The organism is Poseidonibacter parvus, from assembly GCF_001956695.1.
GTDB classification, from domain to species: Bacteria; Campylobacterota; Campylobacteria; order Campylobacterales; family Arcobacteraceae; genus Poseidonibacter; species Poseidonibacter parvus.
Window position 1 is genome coordinate 1,045,499 of record NZ_CP019070.1, and the last position, 18,445, is coordinate 1,063,943.

An 18,445-nucleotide genomic window follows, 5' to 3' on the forward strand; every position below is an offset into this window, starting at 1 on the left:
ATAATAATAATAATTAAGATATATTAATGTATAAAAACAGAGAAAGGCTATTAGGTTTGGAAATAAAAAGAAGTGCAATAACTTATGCTGGATATGAATATCAAACTTTACAAGGGCTTTTAGTATTAGCTTATTGGTTAGATAATCCTAATGCTTTTAAAAGAGTTTGTTTTGAAGCGGATCAAGATGATATAGCTCAAGGAATTGATGATATTGTTATTGAGCGTCAAGATAGTAAGATTGACTATATACAGGTAAAATTTACTCCATCCCCTTACAAAGAAGAAAATTCATTTAGTTGGGATTGGTTACTAAAAAAAACAGGTAAAACAGCTAGGTCAAGATCTATATTAAAAAAAATATTTGATGCCGTAAAAGAAGTTCCACTAGAAAAAAGAGGTGATATAACCTTATTAACAAACAAAATTCCAAATCGAGAAATTGAAAATTGTTTGAAAGATGGAAAGATCATATATGATTTTATAGGTCAAACTATACAAACAGAGATAAAATCACAACTAGGAAATGAACATTTAGCTCGAACTTTTTTTGAAATACTTGATATTAAAGATACTCAGAAAAATTATCTAGAGTTATCACGAGAAGTTAGAACTGAATTAGAAAAACATTCTCTTAGTGATGGTATTGATAGATTGATTAATAGAGCTAGAGAATGGGCTAAACTTATAAATTATCCAACAGAGAATGGTTGGATAGAGTTGCATCATGTAAGAGAAATATTATCATCAAAAAGAGCAAAGCCAATACCTGAGTCATTTACTATCCCTGAAAACTATTGTCTTCCAGATAAAGAGTTTCATAATTTTCTATTGAACAAGGTTTCTAAATCAACTGGAGAAGTTATATCAATTAGCGGTGAACCAGGAAAAGGGAAAAGTACTTATTTAAGCTATTTATTTAATGAACTAGAAAGATTAGATATCCCAGTAATTCGTCATCATTATTTTTTACCAATTGATGATGGAACTCATGATAGATTAAGTTTTAATGTAATTGCTGAATCATTAATATTTCAGATAAAAAATGATTATAAGGAAGTTGACTCTATTTTTGATGATCCAGAAAAATTATATGAATCGTTAAAAAATTGTTCGGAGTATTATAAGAATCAAGAAAAACCATTTGTATTAATTATTGATGGTTTAGATCATGTATGGAGAGATAATCATAGAGATAAAAAACCTCTTGATTATCTATTTAGAGAAATTCTTCCACTTCCTGATAACTTAGTTTTAATAGTAGGAACACAGCCTGTAGATGATGCATTACTACCTGATATTCTTCTTGAATATTCTCCTAAAAAAAGTTGGTTTAATTTACCTTCTATGTCAGCAGAATCCATATATGAATATTTAAATAGCCAAATTGCTTTTAATAGACTTTATATGAATTGTAGTAATGATATGATTGCAGAAGAAACTAAATCTATTTCAATTAAGCTATTTGAAATTACATTAGGCTATCCACTGCATGTAATTTACTCCTGTGAATATATTGCAAATAGTGGTAATCCATTATCTATTTATGAAATAGATAAATTACCTCCTTGTGATGATAATAATATTGAAAGCTACTATACTAGATTATGGCGTAATTTAACACATAGTCAAAAAGATATACTTCATTTGTGTGCAGGTTTTTCTTTTATTTGGCCAAGAGATGCTTTTTCTGAGATTTTTGGTCAACCTAATAGTTATTCCAATTTAAATGCTGTTTCGCATCTTTTATATGAAGCTAAATCTGGAGTAAGACCATTTCATGAAAGTTTGATAGTCTTTGTTAGAAAGCAAACGGATCATATTGATAGAATTTTAGGTTTAGGTGATAGTGTATGTACTTGGCTTGATACTCAAGCTCCAGAGTATTTAAAAGAAAGTTGGCTATGGCTTTGTCAATCAAAAAGTGGAAATGCTCAGCCTTTAAGAGATGGTCTTTCAAGAGACTGGGTTATTGAAAGGTTATCAGAAGGATATAATGAAAAGCAACTAATACAATTATTTTCTAATGCTGAATCTATTGCTTTTAATGAGTTGAATTATTCTGAAGCATATAAGCATAGAGCACTAAAAATACGATTAATTAATGGTCCAGAGTTTCAAACTTGGAATCTTTCTCTTTTAAAAATATTATCTTTTAATTTATCCCCTGATTCATTAATTAATTTTGAGCTATCTGTATATCAAAACAATACTCCTAGAGAACTTGCAGTTTTATCAATTGCATTGTGGAATAGAAATGATTTTAGTAATGCAAAAATGATTGCTAATCAAGCCCTATCAAAATATAGATCTCAAAGAAAACTTTATCAAAAAAGAAATAATGATGATGACACCATAGAACTCTTAGTACACGCAGGAGTTCTATCAGATGAATTAAATTATGATAATATTTTTACTGAAGGTGTTTTTGAAAATTGGGATGAGTCTCTAATAACTGTCTTTACTAAAGCAGTTATTTATAAAAACGATATATCTCTCTTAATTAAAGCTTTTAGTTATCTAATTGAATATAAAAGTGCCTATGAAATTGAATTATCCCTTCTTAAACAAAGTATTCTTGAAGAGTTTGATATTTTCTCTTGGGAAGAATTTGAATTAAACTATGAGCATCCAATGACAGAGTTTTATAAATTACTAATAGAAGAAGAATTTAATATAACTACTGATAATTTTCATGTGACAGATGGAAATTTTCCCTATGAATTAATAACATCTGTAAATTATTATGATTGGTTTTTTGAGTTATTAAGAATTAAACTTAGTGCTCAAGGAGATTTTTGTTGGTTAAATTTTCGGGCTGAAGAAAAACCCAGTGATACTACTTTTTTCTTAAATGAACTTACTGAATTGGCTAGTCTTATTGCTAATAACATAATAAATAAAAATAAAATGGATTTTTCTTCATTTTGTAGTTTATTAGAAACAGTATCTTTTTCTGAAGATATGAACTTTAGAATCAAGAGATCTATAATTTTATTTAAACGTGATTGGATAAAAATTTCTGCAGATTTACATTTATTAATTAATCATACAACTATTAATTCTGATATTTTAAAAGAAGCTATGGATGGAGAGTTTTATTTGATAGATTGGATTAGGCTTTGGTATACTGACTCTAATTTAAATTTATTAACTGATGAAGCTGCAAATTTATTATTAGAAGAAGATTTAAAAAAACAAGCAATTGATTTAGAAGAAACAATAGAGCGTGGAAATAGAAATCTTGAATTAGCAAATATTGCTTTTAGACATAGTAATAACACTCTATTCAAAAAATGTATTTATCTATGTTGGGATTATGTGATTGGTTATGGGCACCACAAAGATACAACTATCTTTCATTTATTAGATTCTATAGAACATTTATCAAATAAATGTCCAAAAGAATCATTAACTTTTTTGAAAAGAATAGCCCCAATAATATTTAATATCTCTGATTTTACAGATGGAGATGAAACAAGACATGCAAAAAGTGATTTGACAAAGTTATTAGCCAAGGTAAACTCTTCCATTTTAGTTTCAAAATATAAAAATGAAGTTGATGATGGAGAGTGGTATCATGCAGATGAAACCTTATCTGAATTATTAAAAGTATCTAATTTTAATTCAATTACAACAAAAAGATTTTGTTTAACTGGTTTACCTGACCAATGTCATGAAACAATAATTAATAAAGCTAATACAGATAATCCAATAGCTGTAGAATTAATAGAAGAAATCAATAACTTATTTAATATAAACATATTAGAAGAAAAAGAAACAACTCATAATACTTCTAGCAATTCATTATTATCCTCAGAAGTGGAAAACTTAGATCCTTCACTTTATCCTCCTGAAAATGTTTTAGAATTAGATGAACTTATTAAAAATGATTATAAATCAAAAGACTTTTGGCCAGAGTGGTATACTTTTTGGGTTGAAAATGGGAAAGAACAAGAATTGGTAGAAACACTTCCAGATTTTTTATCTAATGTTATAGATAAGTTTAATTATAAAGCTTGTTTATATGATAACCTTTTTCATAGTATTAAAAAATTTAAAGGAAAGAAAAAAGCTTTTGAATATTTAATTAATGCACATATTTATTCAAGTGGCTGGGAAAAATGGTATAGTTCGGAAGAAGATTCGTTTAATCGATTAGATATTGTTGCAAATATTTACCCTAAAGAAATAGATGGATTTATATTAAAAACTACAAAACAAATTGATAAATGGAAATCTTATTCTGAAAACTTGATTATTCCAAGTGATAGACTAGTTTACTTGATGGTAGCTGCTGATAAAAAAGATGAAGCAGTTGATCTTATAGAATCAATGTTATTCTGCATTGAAAATGATGTAAGAAACCTAAATCTTAAAGAACCTAGCTGGGATTGGAATATCACATTAACTGAAGATGAAATATTTATTAACATGTTAACTCCAAGATTAAAATGGCCTGTACCAACTATTAAGCTTTTTGTTTTACAACAATTATCACAACTATTATTAGAGAAAACTGTTCTTGTTGAAAATGCTCTAATAAAACTATTACAAGAAACAAAACAAGAATCAGAATATATTGAAATTTTATCGATATTATTACTAGCAAAAGATTTTGGATATAAACCTAGTCTTGAGTTTGGTAATTATATTAATGCTAGATCTATACTTTCAGATATGATAATTGATGAACTTAAGCTTACAAAAAAAGGTAAATATTCAACTAGCTTTACTCCTTATATTATATATTCCGAGGATGATAAAGGATTTAAAAAAGTACAAGGTGGACATGTTCACCTTATATACAAAACTCTTTTACAAAAAGAAGAAGATAAAACAGATATACCTTTTGTAGATTATTACCAGTCAGAATGGGTTAGGACTTTTGAATATGCCCCAAGTAAAAGTGATAATATAGACTATTTCTTCGGTTCAAAAAGGGAAAATACAGCACAATTTTATACAAACACAACACATAGAGGACGTTCTGCATATTTAAGAACATTAGAAATTGCAAAACAATTTTATGGAATGCCAATAGATTATGCTAAACACCTTGCTATACCAGCCTTGCCAATTGAACCTACATTTAATAAAATGTTACCTATCAAATCAAATTGGATTGCAAATTGGGTTTATCAAGATGAAGTTAATGAATCTAATTTATTAGATTTTATTAATCAATGTGTAGTAAATTTACAAAAGGAAGATAAAAATTTAGAATTAGGTAGTCTTTCTTTCCCTTTTCAAATTGATGAAAATAATTGGCTAGATATCACAATTGTTAAAGCCGTAGTTTGTCCTGATGAAATTATATCTAATATTATGATAGAAGAAAAAAATAATGCAATTTGCTATGGAGAAAAGCTAGATAGTAAAATTACTTATTTTTGTCATGAGCTAGAGAAGGGAAAAAGTATTTTTCAACTAACTGGCACAACATATCCTATATCACGATTTGGCCATTTTTATTCAGATTTAGAAACTAGAGGTATTTATATACCATTAACCTATGATAAAAACAAAGACGTTATAGCTGAACCAGGTAATGGACAGTTGAATTTCCTACTAGAAGATAATATAATAGGAACAGCAGGTTATTGGTATTACAAATGGGAACCTACACATCCTAAAAAGATAATATCATTATGTGGAACTTATACCTTATTATCAAAATCTACCATTACTCAATGGATTAATAAAAATTTTAATAAATGGGAACATGTATATATTTGTAAAGTATCTATAATTGAAAGGGATAGGATACATAACCAATACAATACAAGAGAAAAATATTTTATTCTAGAGATATAAAAATTTAAAAAGGAACTAATATGAGATTTGAAGAATAACTATTAAATATAAAAAACAAAGCTTATTTATATACTAAATTTTTAATAGGGATTGAAGCTCTTTCTTATGAAAAAAGATTAATACCTTTATATTTAGATACTAATCATACCTTTGAAAGAAAATATGATAATACTTTTGCTAATGCAATTTATTCTTATGAAGATGAGAATTTGCACATATACCATCTTGAGGTTTTAGAACATGGTATGTATTCAGATGATTATACTGCATCTATAGATAAAATTGAAAGTGCACTAAAGAATGAAGAAACTTATTTAGAAAATGAGATTAATGAAACAAAAGTTAATCTAAATGATTATAAATTAAATAATCAAGATAAAACTATATTGTTTAACTTTGAATTTTTAGGCACTATGGATGATGCCTTCACAATTGATGATTGGGGATATTATATTTATTTAGAACTATTGAAAGATAATTCAGAGAATTTTTGGAGCTTTTTACTTATCCAGTCAGAAGAACTAAAAGAAGAAAAGAGATTTGACTTAGCTTTTTTGCTAATATTTTCAGCACTTGAGAATTATTTAAATTTAAATATAGAATTACTTCAAAACAATTATTATAAAGAATTAAATTTAGAAGGTATGGATTTAAAGTTAAAATATAGTTTTTTACTAAAAGATAAATTAGAAGTTAATACAGGTGATAAAGAAGAACATCCATGTAAAGATCTTATAATGAAAAATTTAGTGAATTATATAAGTTTAGAAATAGCGTTGCACACGGAAAAGAACGTAATATAACTGAGCAAGACTGTGAAGAGTGTTTTGATACATTTATCTTTACATATATTACGATTAATTATAAACCTAAAAACAATCAAGAATTATTAAATTACATTAAAAAATATTAATTGTTATGAAATATAAATATGGACAATTCTAAATTTGAAATTATTGTATTTACTAGATAAATGGACATGTTTTAAAATTTTAAAAGTAGGATTTTAATGTATTTTATAGCTTGTCCATTTTTTAAAATATTTTCGTATAATAGGGAACATGTAATGCCAGCACATAACTTTGGTAAGCATTTACCTTGTTGGAATAAAGGTGGTAGAAAAGCTTGTAGAAGAGATAATACCTTTAGCGTAATGGAATCTGATATGCATAATTTAGTACCTTCTATAGGTGAAGTAAATGGTGATAGATCTAATTATAGGTTTGCATCTAATAATCCAAGAATAGGGCAGTATGGTAATTGTGAATTTGAAGTAAGTTTTAAAACAAAAAGAGCATATCCTAAAAAAGAAATTAGAGGAGATATTGCAAGAATATATTTCTATATGAGTGATAAGTATAATATAAGACTCTCAAAACAAGAACGAAGACTAATGGAAGTTTGGAATAAACAAGATCCTGTTGATAATTGGGAAAGAATCAAAAATAAAAGAGTTTTTAAATTACAAGGTACTATAAATAAGTTTATTAAGTAGTTTATTTATTTAATATATTATAATACTTTAAATTATTTTTAAAGGTTGCAAATATGCCTACAATAACTATTAAATTAGATCTTTCATCTGACTTACAATATCGTATTGATAAAAAACTCAAAAATAAAAAGAAACCTTTAGAAGAATATTTATTAGAACTTATTGAAAATGACTTTGCGCCTATTTTTCAGTTTGAGCATGAGTATTATTTTAATTCATCATCTAATAAACTTTTCCATAAAGAACAAGAAATTGAATTAACAAAGCTTGAAAAGAAGTTTTTACTATACTTACTATCTAATCAAGATAAATTTTGCTCAATTGAAGATATAAAAGAAAATGTCTGGGAAGGTAAGAATATGAGTATTTTTACAATGAGAAATATAATAAAGAATATAAGAGAAAAAACATATTATCAACTAATCAGAAATAAGTCTAATCATGGATATAGGATAATTATCAAGTAAATTATTATTCTTTCATTTAATGAATCAAAGTTCCAAAATTTAAACTTAAAAGACATATAATAAATATATAATTTTATTATCAATTAAATAAATTTAATATCGATATAATTTAGGAGAAGTATGTTTAATAATGTAATCCGTCCATCTATTCTTGGAAAATTTTTAAATAAATATTCTAAAATAGAGTATGATAATAAATATTTATATCTATTTATTAAGAATAAACAAGAAGAAAGTTTTAGTTGGAGAGAAGCAACTGGTTTTGTTAAAATTAATTCTAGCATATTTAGTTCAAGCATAGAATTTACTTTTGATTCAACTCATTTGAAAATCGACTTTCTTAGAAAATCTGATTGTAAAAATAGTTTTAATGTTATAAATGAATTTCTTAAAAATATTATAGATGAAAGAATTATTAACAAGAAGAATATACTTTATAAATATACTCAGTTAGAATATTTAAGAGATTCAAATGTTGTAACGCTAGAAAATGAATTACTTCCATTATTTAACTCATATAATAATCAAAGAGAGTACTGGGATAAAAGCCTTTCCATAGAATCATGCAAGTTTCTTAATGGTTATTTAGAATATTTTCCTCTTACTGAACTGTCTATAAAACAATTACGTGAAGAGTTTGAATCTAAGACTTTAAATAATAGGTCATCTTTCTATGATAAAATTGAATCAAATCCCCTTACTGAAGAACAACGACTTGCAGTAATTAGAGATAATGATAGAAATTTAGTTTTAGCTGCAGCAGGTACAGGTAAAACATCTGTAATGGTAGCTAAAGCTCTTGATATTATTGATAGAGGAATAGCAGAATCAGAGAATATATTAATTCTTGCATATAATAAAGATGCATCTAAAGAACTACAAGATCGATTAAATTTTAGAGGAAAAGACGTTTTTTCTGATGATAATAAAAAACCTCAAATTAAAACATTTCATGCACTAGGTAGAGAGATTCTATTTAATGCAAAAAAATCTGTTAAGATATCTGTCTTTAGTGAAAAACCTGAAACTCTTGAAAAGTGGATTTCGGAATGGTTTGTAACTAAAATGGAATCTGACGATAAATTTATGGAAAAGTTTATTAACTTAAGTTATCAAGCAATAAATCCTTTTGATTTCAAATCAAAAGAAGAATATGATAGCTATATTCGTGATAACGATTATTTAACTCTTCAAGATGAATATGTTAGAGGATATCAAGAACTATTGATAGCAAATTGGTTATATCTAAATGGTATAGAATATGAATATGAACCTTCATATGTTTCAAAACAAAGAGTTGAAATTGGGTTTGATTATAGACCTGATTTCTTTCTAACTGATTATGATATATATCTTGAACATTTTGGTATTGATAGAGTAGGAAATACGAGAGTAGATATAGATAAAGATAAATACAATTATGAAATTGAACAAAAAAGAGACCTTCATAATAGTTTTAATACTAAGCTTATTGAAACATATCATTATAATTGGACTGAAAAAAATTTAGAAAGTACTCTTTACCAACATGCAGTTGATAATTGTATAACAATTAAAAAACGACCAAAAGATGAAATCTTTGAAAGACTTAATAAAACTGAATTCTTAGTTGATGGGATAAAACGATACTTAAAATGTCTTCAAGCAATTAGAGTGGAAAGACTATCGGATACTGATATATACACTCGTTTAGAAGAAGAAAAGATAGTAAATCCTAAAGAGTATACAGAACTATTGTCATCTATTCATAGTGCGTATGTAGAAGAACTTAGAATACAAGACTCTATTGATTTTGATGATATGATCATTAGAGCAATTACAGAGGTTAACAATAAAAACTTTAAACCTAAATGGACTCACATATTAGTAGATGAGTTTCAAGATATTTCTGCTGCAAGAATGGAGTTTTTAAATAGTTTAATTGAAAATGGTCCTTCTCCAAGATTAACTGTCGTAGGAGATGATTGGCAATCAATATACCGTTTCTCTGGTGGAAAGCTTGAATTGACTACTCAATTTGAATCACGCATTGGTTCATGTTCCACAACAATGCTCCAAAAAACATTTAGATATAACAATAGCATCGCATTTACTGCAGGTGAATTTGTTATGCAAAACCCTGAACAGTATAAAAAAAATGTAGTTACTCATACCCACGTAAATTCATCCCAAGTATATTTATTAGATAGTCAAGTTTCAAAGGTTGAAAATTTAGAATTAAAAACTCTTAGAGTCATAGAAGAAATCATTAAAAATGAACCTAATGCTTCAATCTCTATTATTGCCAGATATAGATATTTATTGAAAAATACAAAAAAAGAAGTTTCAAAATATCTACCAAAAAAAGAGATAAAGTACTGGACATTTCATGGGTCAAAAGGATTAGAATCAGATTATTGTATTTTAATTGGTTTCTTCCAAGGAAAAAAAGGATTCCCAAATGAAAATAAAGAAGAATCTGTAGTAGAAGCACTATTACCTTCTTTGGATACATTTGAACACTCAGAAGAAAGAAGATTACTTTACGTTGGAATTACTAGAGCAAAAAAGAAGAGCTATTTAATAGCAGACCCTAAAGCAACTTCAGTGTTTATAAATGAACTATTATCACCAAAGTTTAAATTACATATTGCATCAAAAAGTTTTAATGAGAAATATAGAGAAATCTTTAAATGTAATGTATGTACAACTGGATACTATAAAATAAGAAAAGGGGAGTATGGCGAATTCTATAGCTGTTCTTCTGGAAAATCATGTAGGTCTAATCCGAGAATTTGTTCTAAGTGTGGTGCTCCATCTATTGATTATGAGAAAGAGAGTATTTGTAATAATCCAAATTGTGGTTTTGTTATGAAAATTTGTGATGTATGTGGGAGACCTATGAAGAAAAGAGATGGAAAGTTTGGTTCTTTTTGGGGATGTACAGGATATGGTTTAAAAGAAGATCAATGTAATAATACAAGAAAACTTTAATATATTAAAAAACTAATAAACAACTTTAGCACTTATTATAAAAGTGATCTATCAACAAAAAATATTACATGAAATTCTGAACAGTTTCTTCCTCAACCTCATATTTTAGAATAGTTTTTACTAACTGAGAAGGTATTCTAAAAAGAGTCGGATTTTGAACATACTCAATAAGGTACAGGTTGTTGAACAGTTTATAAAGATTTTTATCACTCATCTTTAGAACTATTTATTCATCATTTTTTATGTCCTATTTTCTGTTGACAGATCAGTTCTGAGAAAGAATATCTTTTAGTTTTTCTATTATTTCAATATAATTATTCATCCAAGAATTATAGTCATAAATAACATCAAGGAATCTAAATGGAAAATACTCCTACATTGTTTAAAGACCTTTCAGGTTTACTGATAGATGGAATGTCAGCAAATTATAAATCAGCCGTTACGAAAGGTATGCAATATTATGAAAGAAGAAGGCAAGAAGGCTTCAATGAGTTTCATCGTCAATTATTATCAGGTACGGCAACAAAAGAAAAGGTTGAGTATGAACAGATGTTTAAAATAACAGAAGATCAATACTATGCTCTTTTATCTGCATCAATCAATGATGAAGAAAAACAAAAAAGTCATATTTATGCCAATGTTTACAGAAGTATATTAAACGAAAATATTTCTAAAGAGAAATACTCAAAAATCATAGGTTATTGAACCTTCGAATATTAGAGTCATCATTTATAATAAAAATAATATTCTAAATATTTGTTTATTAAAGATTGACACATCAAACATAACAACTCTATTCTTTTATAGTATTAAAATTAAAAATTATGTATAGTAACTTTATACACCTCTTAAGAGAAGGATAAACTTGTGAATGAAAGTAAAATTATAGATTTTTTTGAAGATATGAAAAATTTCAAAGAAAAACAAACAAAACAAAAACAAAGAGGATTAAATGATTATAATTTATTAACTACTGTTTTAAATGCTCATGATGAAGTAAGATTACATTCACGAGTCATAGGTTCTTTTTTAGATATCAATGGATTACATTATCAAGGAAGTTTATTCTTAGAAAAGTTTCTATCAATACTAGATGTAAAAGATTTTGAATTTGATATAGATAATTCTAAATTAGTTTTAGAATACAATAATATTGATTTATACCTGACTGATGGACAAAAGCATATAATTATTGAAAATAAAGTTTATGCGTATGACCAAGAGAATCAAATTAAGAGATATATTGAGTTAATAAAGGAAGAAAATGGAGAATTGGTGTCAAGTGCAATCCAAAAATGCACCAATATGCAGTGCAAAAGTGCACCACTTTGTAACACCTATTTATTAGAAATATTTAACAATCCAGCTTCCCTTTTTTGTTTCAATCTATAGCTTTCACCTGTAACATTTATTAAATGTGAGTGATGAATTAATCTATCTAATATTGCTGTTGTTAATGCTTCATCATTATTGAGTACCTCCTTCCATTTTGTAAATGATAAATTTGATGTAATTATTATTGATCCTAATTCATATTTTTTATTAATTATTTGAAAAAATAAATTAGCTTGATTTTCATTGAACTTTACATATCCAAACTCATCAATAACTAAAAGTCTTGGAGTACCTATAACTCTTTTAAAGTAGTTATCAAGTTTATTTTGAGATTGTGCACTTTCAAGTTGTATAATTAAATCGCTTGCAGATATAAATTTAGTTTTTATTCTTTTTTGTGTTGCTGCATATGCTATTGCACTTGCCAAATGTGTTTTTCCAACTCCACTTGGGCCAAATAGTAAAATATTTTTAAATTCATCTATAAATCTAAAAGTTAGAAGCTCATTTATTAGTGTTTTATCAACTGATGAAGATTTATAATCGAAGCTATCAATTGTTTTTATTTTAGGCAACCCTGCTATTTTTAAAAGCATATCTTTACTTCTTTGTTCTCTTCCTATATTTTCAAACTCTAATAATTTATGTAGATATTCACTATAAGACATTTTCTCTTTTGAAGCTGTATCTGCTAAGTGTTGATACTGTTCTAAAATACCAGGAAGTTTAAACTTTGAACAATATTCATTAATTGATTCATGCAGTAGCATACGAGACTCCTAACACTTTTTCATAATCTGAAATTGTTGTATGATATTTTATATCTATATTTAGTTTCTCTAAATTTATACTGTTAGTTATATGATTATCTTCTTGTTTATTTTTTACTTCTTTTACACTTGAGTAAAATGGCTGTAACAAATGTTTCTCTTCTTTAAACAGATCAATTGGCTTTTTCTTTGTTGTATCATGGATTCTTGAGTTTGCCATTTCTAACCAAGTAAATACTTTATTATTTAGTAAGTCACAATTCATTTCTACTTGACTACCTTTTAAAGCAGCTTTTAGTGGTACATAGAAGTTACGTTTTAAATATAGATTAAATCTTTCCACTTTTCCTTTAGTTTGTGCACGATAAACTTTACATAATTTTGGAATAAAATTATCTTTTGCAAACTCTAAAAAATCATTATTAAATCCATGTTGATTTTTCCCATATTTATCTCTTTGTATTACTACTGATTTTAAATTATCATAGAGAAGTGTTTGTGGAACTCCACCAAAGTATTCAAATGCTTTAACATGGCAATCTTGCCAAGTCTCTTGTCTCATATTATCTGTAAAATATACAAATGCCATTCTACTAAATCCTAATACCATAACAAAGCCATATACAGGATTTTTCCCTGTTCTTATAAATGTCCAATCAACTTGTGCTTGATAAGATGGCTTTGTCTCAAATCTTATTACTTCTTCTGGAGCTGAATCTATTTTTAATGAACTTAAAAATGTTTGTAATATTCTCACTTTTCCATCATATCCATATTTCTTTATCTCTTCATATATTACACTTGATGGAATATTATCTGGTAAAGCTTGTTGTACTCTGGAAATTATATATTCTTTATATGGATCTAATTTTGATTTATACTGAATATTTTTATAAGATTTTAATTCATTTTCTTTTAATCGTTTTGAAACTGTTCTTCTATTCAATCCAACTATTTTTGATATAGCTCTTATACTATATCCTCTTTTATGTAAAGTATGTATCACGGTAAATTCCTCTTTATCAATCATACCAACTCCAAATATTTTATTTAGAGTTTATTGTATTTATTTCTATTAATAAAGTGGTGCACTTTTACTTTGCACTACTGGTGTATTTTACCTTTGCACTTGACAATTGGAAGTTAATGATATTTTAGTAGTTTACTTATCTATTAATAGGAAGAACCCTTCAATGTATAGTTTAGATCACTTAACTATAAAAGATAATTACATTTTTAAAGATGAAGAAAAATTAACATTATTTAAAAATATAAACTATCATACAGAAATTATTGATTGGTTAAAATTATGTTTAAATGAAGTACAAAATATTACAAATTTAAATGAATCAATTTTACAATATCTTTCAGTTGTAGAAAAAATTACTAATAAATACAAGGGAAAAGTAATGGAAATAAAAGATTTTTTATTAGAAGAAGATAATTTAAAATTAGTAACAGAACTTGAAACTCCAATAAAAGATGCAAAAGCTCAAATACAATATAAGTTTTGGATGTCTCTACAAGAATCTTTAAATTCGAAACATCATATTTTCGATTTTGTTAATAGTAAATTTAATGAAATTGAAATAGAAGAATATACAAAAAAATATTATTATAGTAATAAAAACAATAGATGTTATGGGTTAAAAAAAGATTTATTTGAAATTGATGATACTCATAAAGTATGTTTCTATATTGAAGTTGATTGGCGTATTTATTATGGTTTTACAATATCCGAAAATGGAAAAAGAAAAGAAATTTCAGAAAATCAAAAAATAAAAGAAATTTCAGAAAATCAAAAAATAAAAGAAATATTAAATAAAACTTTAAATGAAGAAAATAGTGAATGGAAATCACCAAATAATTACAATCAAAAACTTTTTATCTCTTGGAAGCTTTTAGACAAAGGACTTAATTTTAATTCTTTTAAACCTGAAAGAATTTTTGATTTGAATAAAAAAAGTAAACGAGATATAATTATTGAAGAAATTGCAACAGAAATTGATAAGGTAATTAAAGAGATTATTGATTAATAAGGATATTAATGAAAATGTATTTAGATGATATAAGAACACCCAAATATAAATTTGATGTAATTGTAAGAAGTTTTTATGAGGCTACATCATATGTTGAAGAAAATGGAATTCCTGAATATATATCATTTGATCATGATTTAGGTTGTGATAAAGAAGGAATTGAATTAGAAAGTGGCTTTGATTTTGTAAAGTGGCTTGTAGATATGGATATTGAGAATAAATATAACTTTCCCAATGATTTTGATTTTAATGTTCATAGTGCTAATCCAATTGGTAAAGAGAATATTGAAAGTTTATTGAATAGTTATCTTAATTTTAAAAATAAGAAGATAAAAGTATATAATAAGTATTAATTTAATGTTTTATTTATTGGGACCAGATTAGTTTGATCTGTCAGGCATAAAATTGTAGACAGCCTCTTATTTTTGGAACATCTCCAAAATGTACAGGTTGTGGTACTTGTTATTTTAATTTAGATACTTTTAAATTCTAAGTATGAATTTATGTTACCACTCCAATATTTAAAAGAAGATATTATTGGAGTAAAAGAAGAAGACTTTATAAAATTAATGAACTACTTTGCACAAGATGTAAATGTTAAGTTTAACAACTTGGATGGATACTTCCCTGTATTTTTTGAATTTGAAAATGCGTATTTATTCTCTTGTTATAATGTGAAAACCTCATTATCATCAAGAAACTTATTATATCTTTTGAATAAATTTGACAAGAAACTATTTGATAACATCATATCGGATTATTTAGAGCCTAATCTTATAGAAAGATCTATAGATTTATTAACAAAGATCCCTAATATTAAAATTGAAAAAAATAAAAAATGGGATAAAAGTGAATTTGATTTATTAGCTTATTTTGAAGATCAAAATGTTGTTTTACACATACAAGTCAAAGGCTCTATACCTGTATCTGGAGCTAGAATGACGGAACGACTTGAAGATAGAATGGAAGAAGGAATTGAGCAAATTACTAAATTTAAGGGTTTAGAAAAATCAGCAAAAGAAAGCATGCTTTCTGATATTTTTAAAAAAGATATTTGTGATATAGCCATAGTTGATATATTGTTAGGATGGGGAGGTTTTGGAACCAATAAGATTTGGAACAAATTGGAAGAAAATAATATTACACCACTTAATTTAGTATTACTAAATCAATATATAAAACTATACGATGCTGAAACAGAAATAGTTTACTTTAAAAGAGATATAGATAAACTAATTAGTGAAATTATACGTAATACTCAAGCTATCAAGACAACTATTCTATACGAGATTGGGGATAAAACAATACATTATGAAAGTTTTAATTATGAAGATATTAAACTATTAAAATATAAGTATTAAATTTATACAAAATGAAATTAATTTTGATGAAGAAAATACTGCTCTGTGAATAAAAAGTATGAATAAAATATATGATTCTATATAACCTTTTTCTCAACCTCTTATATTTTGAGCAGTTTTTACTAATGAAAATCTTGTTTCAAAAAGAGTTGAATTGTTGAACATTCTCTAAAATACGGTTTTTAGTGTTATATCTATACCAATAGTATTATATTTCTTATTGTAAATGTATTTGCTATAATTTACAGGTTGTTGAACTTGTTTTTATAACTCATATTTTTGTCTTATTTTCTGTTGACAGATCAGCAAATGCTAAACAAGTATCACTTAAAAAATTTCCTAAGTTTCTTACAGAAGCAATTGCTGACGGTTCACCAGAGAACTTATCAGATTTTATAATTAAGGCTGCATATGAACGTGCAGAAAAAGAAGTATTAATCTAACTAATCCTTCTCCTTATTAACCCATAAAAAATATATAATTGGTTATTATTTTGCAACTATTTTAAAAGGTTTAAAATGATAATAGATACTTTAAAAGGTCAAGAAGACGACAATCAATATACAAATTTTAATTTCTTAGATAATGGAGGAATGGGATATGTTTATACTGCACATGATAATGTAAATAATCATGACGTAGCAGTAAAACTAATTGCTATTCCAAGAGAAGAAGTTGAAGATTTACTTTCAAGAGAACTTATTGTTTCTGAAGAACTTGCTTCTCCTTACTTAGTTGAAACTCACTATTGTGATAAAACTACTATTCACGGCAATGACTATTTTTATATTGTTCAGAAATACTATCCAGAGGGAAACTTAATAAAAAGAATTAAAAAAGATATTCCTTACGATACTTGCATAAAAATGTTTTTAGATTTATTGGAAGGATTAAAAGTATTGCACACTAAAGTAATTCATAGAGATCTTAAACCTGGAAATATTTTAGTAAATAGTGACGATACTTTGCTTATTACTGATTTTGGTCTTGCAAAGTTTGTTGGAGAAAGAACTAAAACAAAATCATTCAAAGGTGCTGGTACTATTCCATATAAATCGCCTGAATGTTGGTTAATGCAAGATAATCAGATCCAAATGGATATTTACTCTTTAGGAATTATCTTTTATCAAATTCTTACAGGAGAGTTACCTTTTAACGGACAAACAGAACAAGAATGGCAAGATTTTCATATTTACGAACAATTACCAAATATTGACAATAAAAGACCTGGGGTTCCTGCAAAGGTGAAGCAAATTATTTCTAAAATGACAAATAAAAGAGCTAAAGAAAGATATGCTAATGTTGACGATATTATTAATGCTATTAATCAGTCTATTGAACAGGAAAAAGAAAGAAATGCTGTATTTGAAAGATTAGCTGAAAAAGGACATAAGAAGTCAGAAGAAACAAAACAAGCTGAACTTAAACAACAGCAAGAGCTAGAGAAAAAAGAAAAATTTAAAAAACTTGTAAAAATGCATATACAAGAATTAAAAGAGAAAATCAAATTACAAATTAAAGAATATAATTCTAGAGTTGAAGACAATCATATAACATTCAGAGATAATGGATTAACACTTCGTTCTACAGCAGATAAGTTCAGTCTTAATTTAAATACTATGAGAGCTTTTTTTGAATTCTTTGATTATGAAGCTATAAATGAATTTGAAAAAGATAAAATAGAAACCTCTAATATGGATCAAATTAGAAGACATGGAGGAATTATTGCTCAAACTTCAGATAGTATTTTCAAACAAAAAAATATTGTATTTTTAGGAAAAGTATCTACAAACTATTTCAATCCTAAGATTAATGGAACATTAGGTTTTAATCTTGTACTTGTACTTGAACCAGGCGAAATTTATGCTGATTGGTATGTAGCTTCTTTTTATGATACAGGATTTTCTGATAGTAGTAAAAAAGAATATTGTTTAGACTTACAAGAATTCTTAAATGAATTTCCTTTATGTTTTGTAATGCATACAGTTGCGGTAAACTATAAAGAATTAGAAGATTCACATATTCATAGAATTATTGAAGAGTTAATTGAGTTTAGTTAAACTTACATTTCTAATATAAATAGTTTTATATAATAAGTTTTAGGACTCAGGTAACCTTCTTAATCTCTTAGGTTTGGAATTCTTGCAGATATGTCTAAATCTATAAAGGAGTTTATTGAGCATAGTGAT

The 18,445-nt window shown here is 26.3% G+C and carries 13 protein-coding genes; 11 read left to right on the forward strand and 2 right to left on the reverse strand.

Annotated features, from left to right (window positions below; translation table 11 throughout):
• Positions 1 to 56 precede the first annotated feature (56 nt).
• The 7 genes from LPB137_RS05165 (at position 57) to LPB137_RS05195 (ending at position 12,143) form a co-directional block, all read left to right on the forward strand.
• On the forward strand, positions 57 to 5,816 hold the full coding sequence (locus LPB137_RS05165) for a dsDNA nuclease domain-containing protein (RefSeq protein ID WP_076085314.1): 5,760 nt from the start codon (positions 57 to 59) through the stop codon (positions 5,814 to 5,816).
• A gap of 209 nt (positions 5,817 to 6,025) precedes the next feature.
• Positions 6,026 to 6,619, forward strand: a complete 594-nt coding sequence (locus tag LPB137_RS05170) for a hypothetical protein (RefSeq protein WP_156981724.1) — start codon at positions 6,026 to 6,028, stop codon at positions 6,617 to 6,619.
• A gap of 206 nt (positions 6,620 to 6,825) precedes the next feature.
• Positions 6,826 to 7,311 carry an endonuclease gene (locus LPB137_RS05175; protein WP_076085319.1) on the forward strand — a complete coding sequence of 162 codons (486 nt, stop codon included), beginning with the start codon at positions 6,826 to 6,828 and terminating at the stop codon, positions 7,309 to 7,311.
• 53 nt (positions 7,312 to 7,364) lie between these two features.
• Entirely contained in the window at positions 7,365 to 7,778 is a 414-nt protein-coding gene (locus tag LPB137_RS05180) for a winged helix-turn-helix domain-containing protein (RefSeq protein WP_076085321.1), read from the forward strand.
• A 120-nt stretch (positions 7,779 to 7,898) separates the two neighbouring features.
• Positions 7,899 to 10,751 carry a UvrD-helicase domain-containing protein gene (locus tag LPB137_RS05185; protein ID WP_076085323.1) on the forward strand — a complete coding sequence of 951 codons (2,853 nt, stop codon included), beginning with the start codon at positions 7,899 to 7,901 and terminating at the stop codon, positions 10,749 to 10,751.
• A 360-nt stretch (positions 10,752 to 11,111) separates the two neighbouring features.
• Complete coding sequence (locus tag LPB137_RS05190; RefSeq protein WP_076085325.1) at positions 11,112 to 11,456, forward strand: hypothetical protein; 345 nt, start codon at positions 11,112 to 11,114, stop codon at positions 11,454 to 11,456.
• A 162-nt stretch (positions 11,457 to 11,618) separates the two neighbouring features.
• Positions 11,619 to 12,143: a PDDEXK-like family protein gene (locus tag LPB137_RS05195; protein ID WP_076085327.1), complete on the forward strand. Its 525-nt coding sequence runs from the start codon at positions 11,619 to 11,621 to the stop codon at positions 12,141 to 12,143.
• Here the strand turns inward: LPB137_RS05195 and istB are convergent.
• Positions 12,089 to 12,856, reverse strand: coding sequence for an IS21-like element helper ATPase IstB (istB, locus tag LPB137_RS05200; RefSeq protein ID WP_076085329.1), 768 nt, complete (start codon positions 12,854 to 12,856; stop codon positions 12,089 to 12,091). The two genes, LPB137_RS05195 and istB, sit on opposite strands and share 55 nt — an antisense overlap.
• Entirely contained in the window at positions 12,843 to 13,886 is a 1,044-nt protein-coding gene (istA, locus tag LPB137_RS05205; protein ID WP_076085331.1) for an IS21 family transposase, read from the reverse strand. The genes istB and istA overlap by 14 nt, the downstream gene beginning before the upstream one ends.
• A gap of 163 nt (positions 13,887 to 14,049) precedes the next feature.
• On the opposite strand from istA, the gene LPB137_RS05210 reads away from it, so the two are divergent.
• The 4 genes from LPB137_RS05210 (at position 14,050) to LPB137_RS05225 (ending at position 18,316) form a co-directional block, all read left to right on the forward strand.
• Complete coding sequence (locus tag LPB137_RS05210; protein WP_076085333.1) at positions 14,050 to 14,892, forward strand: hypothetical protein; 843 nt, start codon at positions 14,050 to 14,052, stop codon at positions 14,890 to 14,892.
• An 11-nt stretch (positions 14,893 to 14,903) separates the two neighbouring features.
• Positions 14,904 to 15,248, forward strand: coding sequence for a cyclic-phosphate processing receiver domain-containing protein (locus LPB137_RS05215; protein ID WP_076085335.1), 345 nt, complete (start codon positions 14,904 to 14,906; stop codon positions 15,246 to 15,248).
• Between the two features lie 150 nt (positions 15,249 to 15,398).
• A complete protein-coding gene (locus LPB137_RS05220; RefSeq protein WP_076085337.1) occupies positions 15,399 to 16,256 on the forward strand; it encodes a hypothetical protein in 858 nt (285 codons plus the stop codon).
• A 518-nt stretch (positions 16,257 to 16,774) separates the two neighbouring features.
• A complete protein-coding gene (locus LPB137_RS05225; RefSeq protein WP_076085340.1) occupies positions 16,775 to 18,316 on the forward strand; it encodes a serine/threonine-protein kinase in 1,542 nt (513 codons plus the stop codon).
• The last annotated feature ends 129 nt before the right edge of the window (positions 18,317 to 18,445 follow it).